General features: G+C 55.9%; 8 protein-coding genes. 5 read left to right on the forward strand and 3 right to left on the reverse strand.

The features are described from left to right. Window positions 1–43 precede the first annotated feature (43 nt). Complete coding sequence (gene gdhA, locus OZX70_RS00080; protein ID WP_277180932.1) at window positions 44–1,390, reverse strand: NADP-specific glutamate dehydrogenase; 1,347 nt, start codon at window positions 1,388–1,390, stop codon at window positions 44–46. Between the two features lie 329 nt (window positions 1,391–1,719). Here gdhA and mscL point away from each other — a divergent pair, with 329 nt between their 5' ends. The 5 genes from mscL to OZX70_RS00105 all read left to right on the forward strand — a co-directional run bounded on the left by mscL (window position 1,720) and on the right by OZX70_RS00105 (window position 15,785). Then, window positions 1,720–2,178: a large conductance mechanosensitive channel protein MscL gene (gene mscL, locus OZX70_RS00085; RefSeq protein ID WP_277180934.1), complete on the forward strand. Its 459-nt coding sequence runs from the start codon at window positions 1,720–1,722 to the stop codon at window positions 2,176–2,178. Between the two features lie 413 nt (window positions 2,179–2,591). Beyond that, on the forward strand, window positions 2,592–3,434 hold the full coding sequence (locus OZX70_RS00090; protein ID WP_277180936.1) for a helix-turn-helix domain-containing protein: 843 nt from the start codon (window positions 2,592–2,594) through the stop codon (window positions 3,432–3,434). 466 nt (window positions 3,435–3,900) lie between these two features. Continuing rightward, on the forward strand, window positions 3,901–7,845 hold the full coding sequence (locus OZX70_RS00095; RefSeq protein WP_277180938.1) for a CshA/CshB family fibrillar adhesin-related protein: 3,945 nt from the start codon (window positions 3,901–3,903) through the stop codon (window positions 7,843–7,845). A 545-nt stretch (window positions 7,846–8,390) separates the two neighbouring features. Further along, entirely contained in the window at window positions 8,391–12,146 is a 3,756-nt protein-coding gene (locus OZX70_RS00100) for a CshA/CshB family fibrillar adhesin-related protein (protein WP_277180940.1), read from the forward strand. Between the two features lie 504 nt (window positions 12,147–12,650). Then, on the forward strand, window positions 12,651–15,785 hold the full coding sequence (locus tag OZX70_RS00105; RefSeq protein WP_277180942.1) for a CshA/CshB family fibrillar adhesin-related protein: 3,135 nt from the start codon (window positions 12,651–12,653) through the stop codon (window positions 15,783–15,785). Between the two features lie 131 nt (window positions 15,786–15,916). Here OZX70_RS00105 and OZX70_RS00110 read toward each other — a convergent pair whose 3' ends face one another. Beyond that, on the reverse strand, window positions 15,917–16,453 hold the full coding sequence (locus tag OZX70_RS00110) for a hypothetical protein (RefSeq protein WP_277180944.1): 537 nt from the start codon (window positions 16,451–16,453) through the stop codon (window positions 15,917–15,919). A 190-nt stretch (window positions 16,454–16,643) separates the two neighbouring features. Next, the gene (gene feoB, locus OZX70_RS00115) at window positions 16,644–19,367 is read right to left on the reverse strand and encodes a ferrous iron transport protein B (protein WP_348519434.1); all 2,724 of its coding nucleotides are present in this window, start codon (window positions 19,365–19,367) and stop codon (window positions 16,644–16,646) included. Between the last annotated feature and the right edge of the window lie 26 nt (window positions 19,368–19,393).

The following is a 19,393-nucleotide window of genomic DNA, read 5'->3' on the forward strand; positions in this document are numbered from 1 at the left end:
GACTGATATATACCAGCGGCGGGTTTTGCTTATGAGACTAGACTCAGCAAACGCCCTGGGCGACCATGGCGTTGGCGACCTTCACGAAGCCGGCGGCGTTGGCGCCGAGCATCAGATCGCCTTCGTGGCCGTATTCCTTGGCGGCGGCGAGCGAGGTGGCGACGATGTTCTCCATGATGTCCTTGAGCTTGCTATCGACCTCTTCGAAGGTCCAGCTCAAACGATACGAGTTCTGGCTCATCTCGAGACCGGAGACGGCGACGCCGCCGGCGTTCGAGGCCTTCGCGGGTCCGTAGAGCAGGCCGGCCTTCTGATAGGTCGAAATCGCTTCAGGTGTGGACGGCATGTTCGCGCCTTCGCACACGACCTTACAGCCGTTCTTGACCAGCGCGGCTGCGGATTCGCCGTCGACCTCGTTCTGGGTGGCGCACGGCAGCGCGATGTCGCACGGCACCGTCCAGACGCCCTTGCTGCCTTCGTGGTATTCGGCGCCCGGCACCTGGTCGGCGTATTCCTTGATGCGGCCACGATGGCCGAGCTTGATGTCCTTGACCACGTCGAGCTTGATGCCGTCCGGATCGTAGACATAGCCGTTGGAATCGGAGCAGGTGACGACCTTCGCGCCCATCTCCTGCGCCTTTTCGATGGCGAAGATGGCGACGTTGCCGGAGCCAGAGATAACGACGGTCTTGCCTTCGAACGAGTCGTTCTTGAGCGTGCGCAGTGCGGCCTGCGTGTAATAGCAGAGGCCGTAACCGGTGGCTTCGGTGCGGGCCAGCGAGCCGCCGAACTCAAGGCCCTTGCCGGTCAGAACGCCGGAATACTCGTTGCGGATGCGCTTGTATTGGCCGAACATATAGCCGATTTCGCGTGCGCCAACGTTGATGTCGCCGGCGGGGACGTCGGTGAACTGGCCGATGTGGCGCTGCAGCTCGGTCATGAAGGCCTGGCAGAAGCGCATGACTTCGCCGTCCGAACGTCCGCGTGGGTCGAAGTCGGAGCCGCCCTTGGCGCCGCCCATGGGCAGGCCGGTCAGGGAGTTCTTCAGCACCTGCTCGAATCCGAGGAACTTGATGACGGATTCGGTGACGGTAGGGTGCAGGCGAAGGCCGCCCTTATAAGGTCCGATGGCGGAGTTGAACTGGATGCGATAGCCGCGGTTGACCTGCACCTTGCCTTCGTCGTCGACCCAGGCGACGCGGAATTTGATGGCACGCTCCGGCTCGACCAGCCGCTCAAGGATACCGTTCTTCTCATATTCCGGATGCTTGGCTACAACCGGTTCCAAAGTCTCGAAGACCTCGCGGACGGCCTGCAGGAATTCCGGCTGGTCGCCGTCGCGTTTCTCAACCTGCGCATAGACGCGCTTGACATACTCGTTGGTCAGCATTGATACTCCATCGTTGAGTGGTTATTACCGGTTTTTATTGTAAGAATCTCACGAGTCCGGCGAAAGGCCGAGTTCAAAAAAAGCGGATATTTTTTCGTGATGTTAACGAAACGGAAACATAGATAATGGGGTGCGTTGGTCAATGTCGGTCGGTTTGATAATCGAGTGACGGACATGTGATGGCCGGATCGTTGGATGGCAGGTTGATAAGCATGGTCAGAACGCGAAGAAATATGTCCCGGATTGGGCGAAACAGATCGGTTTGTGTATGGCGTCACGTTCTGAAAACGGTAGAATAGAAGTAATACGATACCGAGAAGGGATGTACCATGTTCAAGGGATTCAAGAAATTCATTTCGCGCGGCAACATGATCGACATGGCCGTCGGTGTCGTTATGGGCGCCGCAGTGACCTCCGTGGTCAATTCGCTGGTCAAAAACCTCATCAATCCTCTGATTGCCGCAATCTTCGGCAAGCCCGACCTCGATAACGTCCTGACGTTTACCTTGAATCACAATGCCGTCATATCGATCGGCGCGATTCTCGGGGCGCTGCTTAACTTCCTTCTGGTCGCCATCGCCGTCTACTTCTGCATTCTCGTGCCGATCAACAAATTCCGCGACATGTCCGAAAAGCTCTTCAAAAAAGAGGACGAACAGGATGAGAAGAAGGAAATCAGTACCGACCAACAGACCGTCGACCTGTTGAAAGAGATTTCCGCCGAGCTCAAGGATCTCAAGACCCAGACGCCTCAAGGCGACAATTCTGGGAACAAACTCGTCAGGTAATGCACTAAAGGAGGACGAATCAATCGTTTTGTAATAAAATTAGGCTGTTAAGACTGGTTGTTTTATAACACATATTGGAAGCGAACCAAGCCGGCACCGACCTGAGGGCAGACCGGGAAACAGGCCAGAAGCGGCGATTCCAGCATAGAGGTCTTATCGTTGCGTGGGCAATAGATGAGAATTGTTTCTCATTGGTGGCGTTGGATAGTATGCTAGGTTACAGACACTTGTTTGGCAATGAGAGGCGGTAAGGTCAGGCTATGTTCGACCGTAACAATTTGCTGAGGAACGGCAAACTGAGGAATGTGCGTCTTGCGAAGCAGGGCAATGACTCGGTGCGGACGAACGATATAAACGCTACGGACTATTCTCACAATGTTCATGACCCTAACCAAAATTATGATTCTGATTCCGTGGGCAATACGCACTTCCACACCCTTCCGGGAAACAAGAAGATGACCTCCCGTTCCGCGATTTTTCCCGAAGTGAGTTTTTCGCATATCAATTTGCCGGCGACGGTGCTGGAGTGGAATCGCGAGAAGTCCACTGCCGAAATGGCCACGATGACCTTTGTGATTCACGGACATGTGGAAATCAGCACGCCAGATAACAAGATCCTCAAACGTCATCCGGGCGTGTACCTTATTCCTCCGGAAACCGGCGATGTCGTTTTCAAAACCACCGCGCCCGCCAATGAGCTGATCGGGGTGAGTCTTTCCTCGCGTCTGTTCGCCACGATTCTGCCTGATTACAAGACCTTTTTGATGATGGGCCAGAATTCGAAACTCGATGTTGTTTCGTTGCAGCCGTTGCTCGCCTTCGTGGTCAGCGCCTGCAATCTCAACAACCCGCATTCGCAGATGGTCGATACGCTGGAAAACGTGGCCAACGATGTCGCGCGTTCGCTGCTGATTGCGTGTTTCGGGCAGGGAATGACCGTGATGCCGCTGATCGAGCGGGTGCGTAAATATATTTCTCAAAACTATACGGATCCGACGTTGAGTGTCACCAAAACGGCCGAACACGAGAATGTTTCCGTGCGTACCGTCCAGCTGGCGCTGCAGGAGGCGGATACCAATTTCACCGCGCTTGTGCGTCGTGCCCGCACCGATGCGGCACTTGAGCTGCGCAAGAGCCAGCCGTCGTTGACATTGGTGGAGATTGGGGACCGTTGTGGGTTCGGTTCGGTTTCCTCGCTGCGCCGCGCGCTGAAGCTGTACGAACAAATGGAAAACCGCGGGGTGGATTCAGAGTAATCGTTTGAATCTACTCGGGGAGCGGTTTATTGGTTTTCCTAATCGCCCGTGTTGTGTTGGCACTCTGTCATTGCTGACGGCGTGTCGTCTTGAAATGTAATTTAGTTCATATTTACCAACTGTCTGCTGTATTGCGCAATACGATTCTTTAACGATGATTTGTTGTACATTGAATGTATAAATGACTTCACCTTAAGCATAATATTCATTTTCTGAATCACTGAACGGTTTCTCGTGACAATGTTAAAAATGGCTGAAAATACTTGAAACAGCTAGCTTTACACGAGGTTCGTAGAAAGCGACGGGAGACGAAGAAGTGACTAAGTACTTAAATTCTCATAGAATATACAATAAATTATTCACTGAAATCACGGCGATTGTCGGTACGGTTGCCATGCTTCTGACGGGATTCGTGGCGTTCGGGGGTACCGCCAACGCCATTTCTGCAACTGGTGGGAACGGCCGTATGGCGCCAAGCATTAACTGGGTTGAATGGGGAGCGGAAGGATCCGCCATCTCTGGTTCAAAGGTGACGTGGACCAAGCCGGCGCAGGCAGGCCCGAGCAAGTGGATGTCGACCAGATGCTCGCTCGAACCAGCTGCAGGTGCCGGCGATGCGCTTTCGTCATCCAGAACCGTCAAAGTTTACAGGCCGGGTAGCTACGGCGGCGACGGCTTGGGGCAGATGTACTTTGATGGCGGTCCCGGATACGGCAACAATATGAAGATCGGTTTGGCGACCGCTGATGACGCAGAAAAGGTGACATTTGATTTCAGCTGCTCCGCATATCTGATCGATTCGTCCACGGATCCAAGCGCCAATCTCAACGGTTCCACCGATACCAACGCCAGCAGCTTCTTCAATATCCCATTGCAGGGCCTGGTCTTCGCCGATGCCGAATCCAACAACTGGACGTATTACCAAAGCGAATACATCAAGGCGACTCCAAAAAACGGTACCAGTCCCGTCTGGCGTTTGCTTGACAGCTACCGTACTCCCGGCTGCTCCACCAATTCGGTCGCAGAGCTCAAGGGCAACACGATGCGCTTCCGTTCCGACGGCGGCCAGTGTGCCAACTCCGGGGGTACCGGCCCGTCCTCGACGATGTTCCTGCAAGGTTCCACCGAAGCGACGGTAACGCTCAAAGGCGGCGGCAAGACGGCTGTGGCCCTGGGCAGCATCGTCTCTTCGGATTTCGGTGATGCTCCGTCCAGCTTCGGCGTGGCCGGTTCCATGTTCCAGCCGCAATGGCAGGGCGGAGAACTTGGCAACGGCGATATTCCGAGCAACGATTACACCTCCAAGGATCAGTACGATCCCGATTCCAGCATGGTCGGCGGAAAGCGTTTCAACCTTTCCGCGGCTAAAGACGGTGCGGCGACCGACTCGCGTCTGATCGCTCAAAACGAGGAACCCAGCCCTAGACTCGGGGCCAATGAGGACGGTGAGGTCGGGCCTCATTTCGACGCTGACGCCGATTGGGATGACGCCAACAGCGATTCCGCATTCGCGGTGGCCCCTGGCGATGTGATCAACGACGAGGATGGCATCGACATCCCGGCAACGACCCATGCCATCAACGTGATGCCCAACGCGGCCGGCACATTCGACCAGAAAGTCCGTTGTTACGGCTCTGGCGATGTCCGAGGTTGGATCGATTGGAACCATGACGGGACGTTCGAGGCCGCTCAGGCGACTGCAGCCAACGAAAGGGAAGCCGAGGCAAGCAATCAGGTGGCTTGCACCCCGGATTCCAGCTCCTCCACCGGCTATTCGGCGACATTGAGCTGGTACTTGCCTGGTGACGCGAAACGTCAGATTTCAGGCGATGGCACGCCTTCCTACATGCGCCTTCGCATCACCAACCAGAAGGCTTCCGGAAGCAACAGCATTATGGATATGCAGCCAACCGGCTTGACCAGCGGTGGCGGCGAGGTCGAGGATTATAAGGCCGACGTCCATATTCCGACGCTGAGTGTCCGCACCAAGATCGCAGGCGACCGCAAGAGCCCGGATGACCAATTGCGTATGGCCATCAATGTTGGCAACGGCGGCAGTGAAATCAGCAGTGCGGCCACCAGCGGCAACATCAGTGGTCTGCAGCCTGCCGCGATTGCGCCCCGCAGTGTGAGGCCGAACTACGGCTATACTGTCTCTGCGCCCGTTACGTATGGTTCCGGTAGCGGAGCAGAGTATTACAATAAGACTGTCAAGTGTGTCGATCTATCCAACGGGAATGCCGATGTCCCGATAGATTCTAGCGGGAACCTGACCATGCCCGGCGGCTTTGATGCCAACGTTCAATGTACCTATCAGCTGACGCGTAATACTGATCCTTCGTTGACCATGACCACGGTCGTGCAGAACAGCCACGGCGGCACGAAGAACGGTAACGATTTCGGTTTTGGCGTTGTCGGCGACCGCACGCCAGGCACAACCAATGATTTCCATAGCACCGATGGCACCGGCAGCGTCTCCCATTCGTTGGGCGATGATAACTATCTGATCACCCCCACGGCACTTCCCGGAGGATACGAGCAGGTCGGCAATATCGTCTATACCGATGATTCCAACGGAAGTGTGATAAATCCTGATTCGAATGGGAAAATCGCACTTGCGCCCGGCCAGCATGTAACCGGTAAGCGGATAGTGCGCGATATACCGGGCAAGCTGAAACTGGTTACGCAGGTCGACAACACCAATGGTGGCACCGCCACCTCCAATGATTTCCAATTCGGCGTAACACCTGACGGGGGCAATGAAACCGATACGGTTGTCTACAATGAAGGCGATCAAAAAGAGGTTTCTGCTGCCAAGTACACGGTTGTCGGCTCCGCGGTTCCCGGTTACGTTCAGGTAGGCGATATTACATACACTGATGACGTCAGCCATCTGCCCCTGACTCCGAGCGCTGCGCAGATCGCCATCGCCAACGGCCAGTCGGTCACCGGCGTACGCAAAGTGGCCAGCAAGCCTGCAAAGCTCACGATCACGACAGTGGTTCGTGGCGGAAGCGCGGTTCCCGGGGACTTCCCCGTGACCGCGACCCCTACCGGCGGCGCCACGGTTTCAATGCCCGATGGAGTACCCCATAACTTCCCTGGCAATAGTTACACGGTCGCCACGGACATGAGCGGTCGGCCAGGTTATGCCATCAGCAGCGAGCTGAGCTGTGTGCTGAACGACTCCGTGCCGTTGCCTCTGGTGAGCGGCAAGGTCCCGCTCAGCTACGGACAGAATGTTGCCTGCACGCAGGAGGTGACGCCGGGCCGAGCACGCCTGACCCTTTCGACGGTTGTTCAGGGCGAAGGCACCGCTACCCCCAACGATTTTGATTTCTCGGTCACCCCGGTCGGTGGCAGTGCTCAGAACTATAAGGAAGGCGTCTCACACGATGCACCCAGCGGCAACTTCACGGTGGTCGGCAGCGACAAGCCCGATTACGAGCAGGTCGGCGACATCGTCTACCACAAGGACAGCGATCCCAGCGTCACGTTGACCCTGGGAGAGGCTCAGGCCGCCATTGCCAACGGCGAGAGCGTCTCCGGCGTGCGTACCGTGAAAAGCCACCAACCGGTTTTGACCGTCAAGCTTGAGCGCGATTACCGTTATGGCGGCACCGCTGCGGGTGACGGCTCCAAAATCAGTCTTGTTGCGCCAAACGGATCCGCGCAGGACGTCATACTCGACTCGGCCAAGCACGTCGCTTCAGGGACGTACTCAGTCAAGCAGCTTCTGAACGCTGGTTACAAACAAGAATCCGTCGACGTCAAACTTGACAACGGCACGCCCGTTACGGTCAATGCCGACGGTTCGTTTGCGGTTCCCCGTGATATGAATGTCATCGTCACTTTGAAGAATGTGGATGAACCAGGAACGTTGGAATGGTCCCGTTTTGACGAAGACGGCAAGACGTTGCTGCCTGGTTCGGTCTGGCATCTGGACGGCCCGAACGGTGCGAGCATCGACGTCACCGATTGCACGGCTGCGGTTTGCACTGGCGTCGATCAGGATCCGACGCCCGGCAAATTCAAGGTTCCGAACCTGCCGTGGGGGCAATGGACGATTAGCGAAATCACCCCTCCGGCCGGCCATGAGCTTACGAAACCCGTACGTTTGCCTTTAAATCCCACCGATGGACTGCTGCAGCATGCGGAGTTCCAGGACGGCAAGAAACCGGTTGTCATCACACCGGGCAACGGTGGCCAGCAACCTTCGTCTCGGCCGCAGGTTTCGGGGCAGAAGCAACCCAACCCAGCCGAAGCACCGAAGCTCTCGACGACCGGCTCGGCAGTCACAGCGATTGCGGTCATTGCGTTGGTCGCTTTGATACTGGCGCTCGGTATTCGGGGGGTCAGAGCATCGCGCAAGGCGCGCCACGCAAGTCACGAATGGGGCGAGCGCTGGTGAGCTGAAATTTCGCAAGCGGGCTTTAATACAAAGTTGACTTGCGATTCAGGTGGGGCAACGGAAGGCACTTTCCGTTGCCCCACCTTATTTTTGCGCGGCCGATGGGAAACATTTGTGTCGATTCGTTTCGTGTCTGAATTGATATACGCCAGTCCTTGAAACGTCTAGGATTATATGCTGGTAACGAAAACCTTGAGAAATTCCGAAAGTTTTCTGTCTGGTTGACCTTGTCGAATTTACTGCGGATACCGACGAGGTATGAATAAATGTATAGATAATTTTGATTATATGTTTCGTTTGCCTTTTGAACGACAAATATGGAGAATTCCAATTTTTTCATAATATATAACGTTTAACGGCCATTTTCCTTCGTTGTGTTTTGCAGTTTGCATTACTTTCGAGGAACGCATGAAAAGCGCCATTTTGTGCATAAACGTCGGTTTTTGGTATTTTTATGAAAATATTACAATGTAAGTATCTCGAAGGTGAGAGGTTGTTCGCGTCAAGATTTGCCTTTGATTAAGTCTCATTGAGAGGAGACGATAATGGTGAAGCACAAAGGATTAGCGAGGCTGGCCGGTGTGGTCGGCACCATCGCTATGGGATTGACAGGCATGTTGGTGACCGGCACCGCAAACGCTGCGTCACCCGCCAGCCATCCCGCAATAGGCCCGCAGATCTCCGCCACCAGCGGTGACGGGCGATTCAGCGAAGCTATCAACTGGGTGCAGTGGGATCAAAATAGCGATGTTAACATCTCCGGTAAGAAAGTCCATTGGGGTAAGGCGACGAATGCAGGTGATGGTCATTGGCTGATTACTCGTTGTGAAATTGATCCTACTGGCGATAGCAACACGTTATCGTCAGACAACATGATGACTACCTATAAGCCAGGAGAATGGTATGGCGATGGTCTTATCAATCTTTACAACCGTAAGAACTCAAATGATGAAAATACGTTGACCATTGGCTTGGCAAACGAGGAAGATGGCGCAAGAGTCAGTTTCGATTACTCCTGCACGGCTTTCCTCATTACTTCCCAGAACCGTCCTGAATATGGCGAAAGTTATGAGAGACCTGCAGCTGGTACTTACCAAGAAGTCGGGCTCGAAGGCATGGTATTCGCCGATGCCGAATCAAATAACTGGACAGGAAGTGCCGGTCAGCAGGAATACATTAAAGTTACTCCAACTGCTGAAGACCAGAAAACGCCTGATTGGAGATTGATTGACAGCTATCGAACTACTGGTTGCACTACGAATTCAGTAGCTGAACTGAAGGCTGATCAGACCATGCGTTTTCGTTCCGACGGAGAGCAATGCGCTGACAGCAATTACTCGTTTAGTGGACCATCATCAGTGATGTTCCTGCAGAACTCTGAGAAGGCCAGAGTGGAAATAAAGGGTGGCGGCAAGACAGCCATCGCACTTGGTGTTGTAGCGGCCACCGATTTCGGTGACGCCCCCGGACGCGTACCAGGATCCCAACCTGGAGATGCGGGATACGATGCTGACCACAATTACCAGGTTGCCAGCTCCCTCGTACAACCCCAGTGGAAAGGCGGCGAACTGGGTACTGATATTGTAAGCGCCGGTGCTTCCACTGAACCTGATGATCCTGACCCAAGTATGGCTGGTGCTCAGGTATTCAATTTGACTCAAGCTCGTACAGACAAAAAATTCGCTGATATGGATGAGCCTTTACCAAGACTTGGCGTGCATGAGGATCCAGAATCACGAAGTCACCTTTCGCCAAACGCCGACTGGGATGATTTGAATGGTGACAAAGATGGTGGCACAATGCTCAACGACGAGGATGGTCTGGCTGAGGCACCGAAAAACGAAACAACTGGTAATGTGAAGATTCTGCCTGATCCAAGTGGCGATTTTACACAGATTGTCAGTTGTGCGGCAGATGGTGATGCTGAAGTCAGAGGCTGGATTGATTGGAACCATAACGGTGTCTTTGACGAGAATACGGAAGCCAGTAACCAAGTGAAATGCCTTGATTCTGGTCCCAACGGTTCAGGCGGCATCAAACAAGGTACTGCGACATTGAAGTGGACTATACCGGATGATGCTAAACGAGGTGTGGCTGTCAGTACTACGAGCAGAGCAAATCAATCATTTGAGCGCTTACGTATCACCGGGGAGAAGAGTCCTCTCGACAATGAGAATCATGGGATTATCGAACTCAAGGCAACCGGAATTACAACTACGGATGGCGAGGTTGAGGATTACCCTGTCGATGTCTATATTCCTACCATTCACGTGTTGATGAATTTGCCTGAAGGACGTAGAGATTCCACTGATCAGTTTGATATGACCATCAAGGATGCGAATGGCAATCAGGTGGACAGCGCAACAACCTCTGGTACGAATGATGGTATACAGACGAATCAGATTGGTCCTCGCAGCGTGGGACCGAACCATGAATACACATTATCGGCTTCGTTGGCAAACGGTTCAGCAAGTCAAGAAAGTGGTTATAAGACTGAACTGCAGTGTTTAGACTTGTCTAAAACCCCGAATGCTGCTGTACCTGTAGAAAATGGCAAAATCAAGATGCCTGGTGCGTATGACGCAGATGTGCAATGCACCTACGTGAAGACAAAGCTAGCCAATCCGACGCTGAAGATCACCACGCACGTCAATGGTGGCACGGCTACCCCTGCGAACTTCCCAGTGACAGCGACACCGATCACAGGTGGAAATGAAACCAGTATGGGTGATGGAGATGCAGTTTCTCTCAATGAGGGCTCCTACAAGATTGCCACCGACATGTCTGGCCAGACTGGTTATGAAGTCACTAGCCCGTTGAGTTGTGTCGTTCCTGGGACCCCTAGCACCCCGGTTTCCGTCGATGACGCAACCGTGGCCTTGGCCAACGGGCAGAACGTCGAATGTGAGCAGACCGTGACCCCTAAGGCCGCGAAGATGAAGCTGGAAACGGTGGTGAAGAACGGCAATGCCAAGCCAGAAGATTTTGACTTCACTGTGGCTCCGACGAGCGGCTCCAACGAGACAGTCTCCCAAGGTGGCATTGTGACTACCCCTACCGGCGGTATCGCTTCGGTGACCGGTTCTGACAAGGCCAACTATACGCAGGTCAGCTTCGACTACTATAACGACGATACTGATCCTGGTCATACCAATCCACTGACGTTGGCTCAAGCCCAAGCTGCCATGGCCAACGGTCACAATGTGACTGGTGTGCGCGTTGTTCAAGGTGCCCCGGCCAAGCTGACGCTTAAGACCGAGATGCAGGACGGCAGTGCTGTGCCGAACGGTATGGACTTCACTGTCAAACCTGCGAATGGCACTGGCATTCCCGTTACCAACGGTGGCAACACCGGCGACATTCCAGGCGGCGCCAAGTACACGGTTACCGGTGCGGCACTTCCGGACGGTTATGAGGACGTCGGCGAGATCGTCTACACCGATGACGCCACAGGCAATAGGTTGACCCCGGAGCAGGCGCAGATTGCGCTCGACGCTGGACAGCATGTCACCGGTGTGCGCACCATCGCCCAGAAGCCTACGCTCACGGTTCATCTCGACACCGACTACAAGTACGGCGGCACGGCTGCCGGCTCCAGCTCGAAGATTACCATTAAGCCGGTTGGCGGTTCGTCGCAGGACGTGACGCTTGACCAGAGCAAGCAGGTCTCTTCGGGCAGGTACTCCGTCGAAGAGGCGCTCAACGCGGGCTACAAGCTCGAAAGCATCAAGGTCTACACCACCGATGCCGACGGCAGCAACCCGCAGCCGGTTACGCTCAACCCAGACGGCACTTTCTACGTTGCCCCAGGCTCGCACGTGCGTGTCGATCTGAAGAACGTGGACGTGCCGGGCACGCTGGAATGGTCGCGCTACGACGGGGACGGCAAGACGCTGCTGAGCGGTTCTGAGTGGGAGCTGACCGGTCCGAACGGCGAAAAGATTGAGGTTCAGGATTGCACGGCGCTTGAATGCACCGGTGCCGACAAGGATCCGACGCCTGGCAAGTTCAAGGTCACGGGCCTCAAGTGGGGCAAGTGGACGGTTGCCGAGACGAAGGCCCCGGCTGGCCACGAGCTCACCAAACCGGTGACGCTGACGATTGATCCGTCTGCAAACAACGGTGACGGCTCTGGTCTGGTAAGGTCCAATGTGTTCCAGAACGGTAAGACCGCAAGTGGCCCAGAGCTTTCGGCCACGGGTGCCGACGTTATCGCTGTGGTGGCGGTTGCGCTCATCACGCTGATGGCTGGTATGGCGCTCGCTACCGGAACACGCAAGGCGCTGCATCGCTACGAGTGAATGAAGTGAATAAATAAACAATCTGATGAGTCTGTAGATGTCGGTTCATCAGATTGGCCTGACGGCGGGTAGCAAGGGATTTGATTTCCTGCTACCCGCCGTCTTTTGTCTGTCCGAAGTCAATGAAAGAGCGGCCGTGAGTTAAAACGGCGGCTTTATAGCGGGTTCAATGGAGAATCCCTGTTGCCGGGTATGGTCGATTCGGCGGTTGAAGCAGTAATGATTTGGTTACTTGCATAGGATATGTATATTTACAAAGATGCGAATATTATTTCGACAAAAACACCTATCAATCCCCATTATTATGCAATACGTATGAATAAACGTATTTCTTATACAAAAGATAACCGTATGGCTTCTCCCCTCGCTTAAATGAAAAATCGCTGTATTTCTTGTGAGAAGGTAGTTGAGAATGAGGAAAAATATTATCAGATAGCACTTTCTTTTTCATGCACATCTGAGACGGGGGACGAAGAAGTGTCGAAATATCAACAAGAGTGTGACGTGACACGCAGGAAAGCAAAACAGCCGCATGGCATATTCCGTAAGATTTCGGCGATTGCCGCTACGGCAGCCATGGCGCTCACGGGACTCGTGGTGGCGGCCCAACCGGCGAACGCGGTTTCGGCGACCGGAGGCAACGGACGTATGCTCTCCAATATCAACTGGGTCGAGTGGGGCAACGCCGGCGAGCGGATCACCGGCAAGAAGGTCACGTGGACCACGCCGATCGAAATAGGGGGTGGCCACTGGCTTTCGACCCGTTGCTCGTTGGAGCCATCAAGCGGCGTCGACACCGCCCTTTCGGACAAGTTGCCGATTCAGGCCTACAGGACGGGCGTATATGGTGGTGACGCCTTGGCTCAAATGTATTACAAAGGCGGTTCGGGCAACGAGAACCAGCTCACTGCGGGCCTCGCCAACGTCAACAATCGCGAGACGGTGACCTTCGATTTTGGTTGCGCCGCTTACCTTATTCCTTCGTCCGTCGATCCGTCGGCCACGCTCAACGACGGCACCAATACCGGCAGCTTCGTTCCGGTGCCTCTGCAAGGTCTGGTGTTCGCGGACGCGGAATCCAACAACTGGACGCGACACCAGCAGGAATACATCAAGGCCACGCCTCAAGGCGGCAATCCGACCTGGCGTCTGCTTGATAGCTACCGCACGCCCGGATGCCGCACGAACTCCATCGCCGAGCTCAAGGATCGCACGCTGCGCTTCCGCTCCGACGGCCCGCAATGCTCCAATCACGGCGGTACCGGTCCGTCGTCGGCCATGTTCCTGCAAGGTTCCACCGGTGCTCAGGTGACGTTCAGGGGCGGCGGTGAGACTGCTGTGGCGCTGGGTACTATTGTCGCCTCTGATTTCGGCGATGCTCCGCAAAGCTATGGGGCCGCAGGCTCGCTCTTCCAGCCGCAATGGCACGGTGGCGCTCTTGGTTCCGATATTACCGGCACGACGTATAGTGAAAAGGACCCCATCGATCCCGATTCCTCCATGGTGGGCGCACAGTCCTTCAATCTTTCCCAGGCGCGTGACGTTGCCGCAGCATCTGCCAGCTCGGATACCGTTGCGAATTTCGCGCAACCCGAGCCGCGATTGGGTGACCGTGAGGATTCCGAGGCCGAGCCGCACTTCAGTTCTGGAGCCAATTGGGATGATGCCCATGGCGATGTCGGCGCTGATGGCAAAGTCATCAACGATGAGGACGGTGTGGATATTCCCGCCGATACCAAGGCCATCAACGTGACCCCCGATTCGTCCGGCAGCTATTCGTTGCCTGTCCGGTGCAGTGGTACCGGCGACGTGCGCGGATGGATCGACTGGAACCACAACGGCAAGTTCGACGAGGCTCAGGCTAGTTCTGGCAGGGACAGGAACGCCGAGGCGAGCGATCAGGTGGCCTGCACCGCCGGTTCTGCGACCCTTCACTGGCAGGTCCCCGACGATGCCCAGAATCAGATTTCTGCTAGTGGCAATCCTTCGTATCTGCGCCTTCGCATCACCAGTAATACGGGTTCGCCGATGGCTCCGACCGGTTTGGCCAGTGGTTCCGGCGAAGTCGAGGATTATCGGGCCGACGTTCACGTGCCGACCCTCACCGTGCTTACCAACATCGTCGGCGGTCGCAAGAACGCAGGTGACCAATTCACGATGAACGCCCAAGCCGTCTCGCCCAGCACGCAGGATTTGAGCGTGACCACCAGCGGGTCGGAAAACGGCATTCAGGCTGCGAAGATCGGTCCACGCAGCGTCGCGCCGCGTAGCGAATACCGGATAGCATCCACGCTTGTTCCCGCACCGTCTACACAGCCAAATGACTACACTCAAACTGTCAAATGCGTCGATGTGAACAATAACAACAATGCGTCTGTGGCCTTGGACTCCAGCGGCAAGCTGCAGATACCCAATAATTATGACGCCAACGTGCAGTGCGTCTATAGTGAGAAAGCGTTTCCCGACCCTGCGCTGACACTGGTCACCGTGGTCCATAACCGCCACGGCGGCACCAAGACGCCAGGTGACTTCACGTTCACCGCCACCGATAACAATTCTGCCGCGAGTACCTACCGTTACCAGAACACGGCAGGTGGGGATTCGTACCGGGTCGCCGAGGGCGATTACACCATCACCGGCTCCCCGGTTCCCGATGGGTATCGCGAGGTCGGGCCGATCACCTACGTCAACGACGCCACCGGAACGCCTGCAGATCTGGTTGATGGCAAGCCGGTGCTGCGTGTGCACGAGCACATTGTCGGTACGCGCGTGGTGGAGGATCTGCCGGGCAACCTGACGCTCAAGACCGTGGTTGACCCGAGCAACGGCGGCAGCGCCAAACCCAGCGATTTCAGCTTCTCCGTGACTGCGCAAGGCGGCGACCGCTCGGATACCACGCCGTTTACCGAAGGCGAGAGCCGGGACGTCAATGCGGGCACATATACCATTCGGGGTTCCAATTTGCCGGCTGGTTACGAACAGATCGGGGATATCGCATACACGGATACCACCGCCAACAGGCCGTTGACACCCGCCAATGCGCAAATCGCCATTGCCAACGGGCATGCGGTCGTCGGCGTGCGCACCGTGCGTTCCTTGCTTGCAAAGATCAAGGTGATTACGCACGTTGAAGGCAACGACAACGGGTCTGGCAACAGCAACGTGACCCCCGCCGACTTCCCAGTTGATCTCGTTCCATCGACCGCCGGGTCAACCGGTGGTTCGGACATCGCTCTGCCTGACAACGCCGAGCGCAGCGTGCTCGCCGACAACTATAAGATCGTAACCGACATGTCGCGCGAGCCGGATTACCACGTCACGAAAGCCATGAGCTGCGTCATCAACAACTCCGAAGACGTTTCGCTCGACGAGGGCAAACTCGATCTTCCCAACGACCAAAGCGTGGTTTGTGAGCAGACGGTGGCTCCGCGTCCGAAGCCGGTTGAGCCGACTGGGCCGACAGGGCCAAGCGGACCTGCGCAGCCTTCGCAGCCCGCGGGGCCGAATGCAAATTCGCAACCCAAGCGTGCCATACCTGCGACCGGTTCCGACGTCGCCGGTATTGCCGCACTTGCAATCGTCACGCTGCTAGCCGGTCTCGCACTGTCCGCTGCGATCAAGCGGTATGGTCGCCGGTAGGCTGATAGGGTTGGTAAAAATTGGTAGAGAGGATTACCGGGGAGGCGGCATGATGGCTTTCCCGGAGTTGCTCAGGGTCCTTACGTAGGTGCTATTGAGCCTTTTTGGCAAGCATTATCCGCATTTTTGGCCTATATCCCAGTGCGCAGCTTCGCCTTGAGACGGCCGAAGAGGGATTGGCGTCGGCGGATGGCGGCGGGGAGAATCGGGCAGCCGGCGCAGATCAGGCTGTCCGGGTCAGGATCGCAGCCTTCGCCGGTGGTGGAGTTGCAGGATCGCAGGTCGTAGATATTGAGGCGGCCGGCTCGGCGCTCGCGTTCGATGACCAGATTCACGAAGTCAAGCGGAAGGCCCAACCTGTCCGCCACCATACGCGGTGTCTGGCCGTGGGTGAGTTCGTTGATGATGGTGGCCGCGATGGGTGCCGCCGATTTTCTGCTTGCTGTCGTGGTTTCATTATGGCGAGATGATGATGTTCGACCATTGCGGTGTGATACCGGCCGATCAGCACGATCTGGCTTTGCATTGCAGCTGGAGGCTGTTACCCAATTACGATGATTATGTGATGATTTGCCTGCTTGTGTAGCACGGAATCCCTCAGACGGATGTTCCCTGTGTTCAGTGCTATCGAAGCTAGTAATAGAGAGATCGGAGATCGTTGGTATCATGCGGATCTCGATTTTTTGAATAGTATATTCTTCTTATGCTTGTAGCACGGAAACGATAAAACCTGCCTTAACGTTTTTCGGTGCTGTGACGTGAATACCACAGCGTTGAAATTCACGGATATAGCATCCGACGTAGCGACCACATGAGACCGAAGGAACCCGCAGAGCAATACGGCTGGGCTGATATATGTCATAATAATCGCCCGACTTGGAAGACGATAATGGCAAGGATATAGGCCACCATCAGCCCTGTTGCCACCGATTGCAACGCGGTTTTCATGCCGTATTGTCGTTTCATCTCGGCCACCGTGGCCAGACACGGCGTGTAGGCGAGGATGAAGATCATAAAGGCTGCGGCAGCGGCGTTAGGGTGTCCGTCGCTGGACTTCTCAAAGCTGCGATGCACGGCCTGACCGAGGCTCCCCTGGCCCTGCGCCTGCTCGGATTGGTCGCCAGAATTGTTGATGGCGTAACTCTGCGAAAGTGAGCCGACGACGACCTCCTTGGCCACAAATCCGGTGACCAACGCCGAGGCCGCATGCCAGTCGTCAAAACCGGCCGGTTTGAAAACGGGCGCTATGGCCGATGAAGCCGCGCCGAATACGGAATTTTCGACTTTGTCGACGTGTCCGAAGGAATTGGGGTTGGCCGCGCCCGCTGCACCAGCGGAAATCGGAATAGCGGAAAGCACCCATACGACGATGAGCATCGAGACGATGACGGAGCTCGCGCCGGTGATGAACGACCAGAGGCGCTGCAAGACGGACTTCAGCAGTTGCAGGAGCCGCGGCATCTGATAGGGCGGTAGTTCCATGGCGAACGGCTGGGTTTTGAGGTCTTTGAACTGCGTCTTGCGAAGTGCGAAGCCGACTGCCAGGATGATGGCGATGGAGCTGACGTACATCAGGAAGATAGCCAGCCCAGCAAACTTGCCGAAGAACGCGTAGGCGAGCACCACGTAGACGCTCAGGCGCGCGGAACAGGACGTGAAGGGGATCAGGAGACCGGTCAGGAGACGTTGCCGCGAGTCCGGCAGCGTGCGCGTGGAGGCCAACGCGGGCAGGTTGCAGCCGAAGCCGACTACCAACGGCAGGAATGCGCGTCCGTCGAGGCCGACCATACGCATCGCACGATCCATCACGAACGCCGCGCGGGCCAGGTAGCCCGAGTCCTCAAGCAACGAAAGGATGATGAACATGATGCCCATCGGCGGAATAAACGTGCACACCGTGATCGCGCCGTTCAGGAACCCGTCGACCACCAGCGAATAGAGCCAGCCGTCGAGCGCGCCTTTGCCTGCGATGGTGGTGAAGATCCAGGCGATGCCGTCGGTGCACCAGCCGCGCAGCGTGACGTCGAACCAGTCCTGCAGCGGGCCGGCCAGCGTCGTGGTCGCCTCGAAAACGAGGAACATGGTCACTAGGAAGACCACCAGACCAATCGCAGGATGCAGCAGTACGCGGTCGAGCTTGTCGGAGAACGTCTCGTGGTTCGCCGTGGCCGCCGCGCCCTGTGGCAGGTCTTTGTTGATTTCCCGAAGTTTTTCGGCAATCCACTCAAAACGTTCATCAGACGTTTTACGCACCCACTGCGAGACTTCCTCCTGCGTAGCGCTCGCGGGTGGCGCGGGAATGCTCGTGACGGGGGTCGGCGTCAGTTGCACATGAATCTCGCGCGAAACATCCGCTCCACCATCATCCAAAATAGGTGTCGCATTTTCCGCCTTTTCCAGCGTGGCCTCTACGACTTCCGAGGCCTTATGTGCAGCCTCGGTCACCACTTGTTTGGCGGTTTCCTGTCGTGTCTGCGTGGTGGTCTGACCGGTAGCCTGACCTGTATTTGTAAGCGTGTCTGGTTTTTGGGTAGTGTGGTTTTGCTTAGTGTCGTGTCCTTGTTTATCCTCATCGTCGCCATTATCGGAATGTTCCCGAACGAGAAGTGACTGGGAACCTTCTGTTTCCAACGAACCCTGCGATGGATTTTCGTCCTCGACCGTATCCGGCAGAGTTATGAGACTCGGTGACGAATCCGTTTGTTCGAGTTTACGCTCGGTCCGCTGTGCCTTGATTTCGGTCAAGGTCGCCGATATGGTGTCTAATAATTCGGTTTTGCCTTCGCCGATGCGGCCGTCGACACGGACCATCGGGATGCCTGGAAGCGTGCGCTTAAGCCGTTGCAGGGTGACTGGCGAATCCTGCTTTTCCGCCAGATCGAGCATGGTTACCGCGACGATGATAGGGAATCCGAGATCCATCAACTGGCTCAGAAGGTAATACGATTTCGAGGGTGAGGTTGCGTTGAATGTAAAGACGATGACGTCGGGCTTCGCATAGCCGCGACGGCCCATCGCCGCCTCTCCCGCAACCTGTTCGTCTGGGCTGTAGGCATCGAGCGAGGCCGTGCCGGGGGTGTCGATAAAGTCCCAGCGTTCGTGCTTGTTGGTGGCGGCATCGATGCGTTCCAAACTGCCGGATTCCACCAAAACGGTGGTGCCTGGCGCATTCATTACGGTCGCGCTGGCGCCGAGCACCGCGTTGAACAGCGTGGATTTGCCGACGTTGGGATTGCCGACGAAGACGATGCGCGGATTCGCGGGCTTCGGCTTGCCGGCTTTGCTGCCCATCGATTCCATGCCGGCCATATCGTGGGTTTCATCGCCGTGATGCTGGTGGCCGTGGTGTTGGGGAAGCAACACTGCAAGCCCGCGCCGATGGTGGTGTCCGCTGTGACCGGTGTGTCCTGCGTGCCCCGCGTCACTGGCAGCGTTATCAGCACCATGCCCGCCTTCAGGACCGCTGACAGATCCACCTGAACCGCAGCAATCCGCTGGTTCCGGCATCAGATCAGGATCGTTCAAATTGTTGTTGCTTTTGAATGTTTTTGCGGGTGATGTGGCCGTAGTCGTCTTGTCCATATTCGCCCGCCAAGTTTCGCTAATAA

This window comes from Bifidobacterium sp. ESL0732, assembly GCF_029395535.1.
Taxonomy (GTDB): domain Bacteria; phylum Actinomycetota; class Actinomycetes; order Actinomycetales; family Bifidobacteriaceae; genus Bifidobacterium.

Coding starts and splice junctions, on each gene's coding strand:
- gdhA (WP_277180932.1), bottom strand. CDS start 1,390: ATGCTGACCAACGAGTATGTCAAGCGCGTCTATGCGCAGGTTGAGAAA.
- mscL (WP_277180934.1), top strand. CDS start 1,720: ATGTTCAAGGGATTCAAGAAATTCATTTCGCGCGGCAACATGATCGAC.
- OZX70_RS00095 (WP_277180938.1), top strand. CDS start 3,901: ATGGCGCCAAGCATTAACTGGGTTGAATGGGGAGCGGAAGGATCCGCC.
- OZX70_RS00100 (WP_277180940.1), top strand. CDS start 8,391: ATGGTGAAGCACAAAGGATTAGCGAGGCTGGCCGGTGTGGTCGGCACC.
- OZX70_RS00110 (WP_277180944.1), bottom strand. CDS start 16,453: ATGATACCAACGATCTCCGATCTCTCTATTACTAGCTTCGATAGCACT.
- feoB (WP_348519434.1), bottom strand. CDS start 19,367: ATGGACAAGACGACTACGGCCACATCACCCGCAAAAACATTCAAAAGC.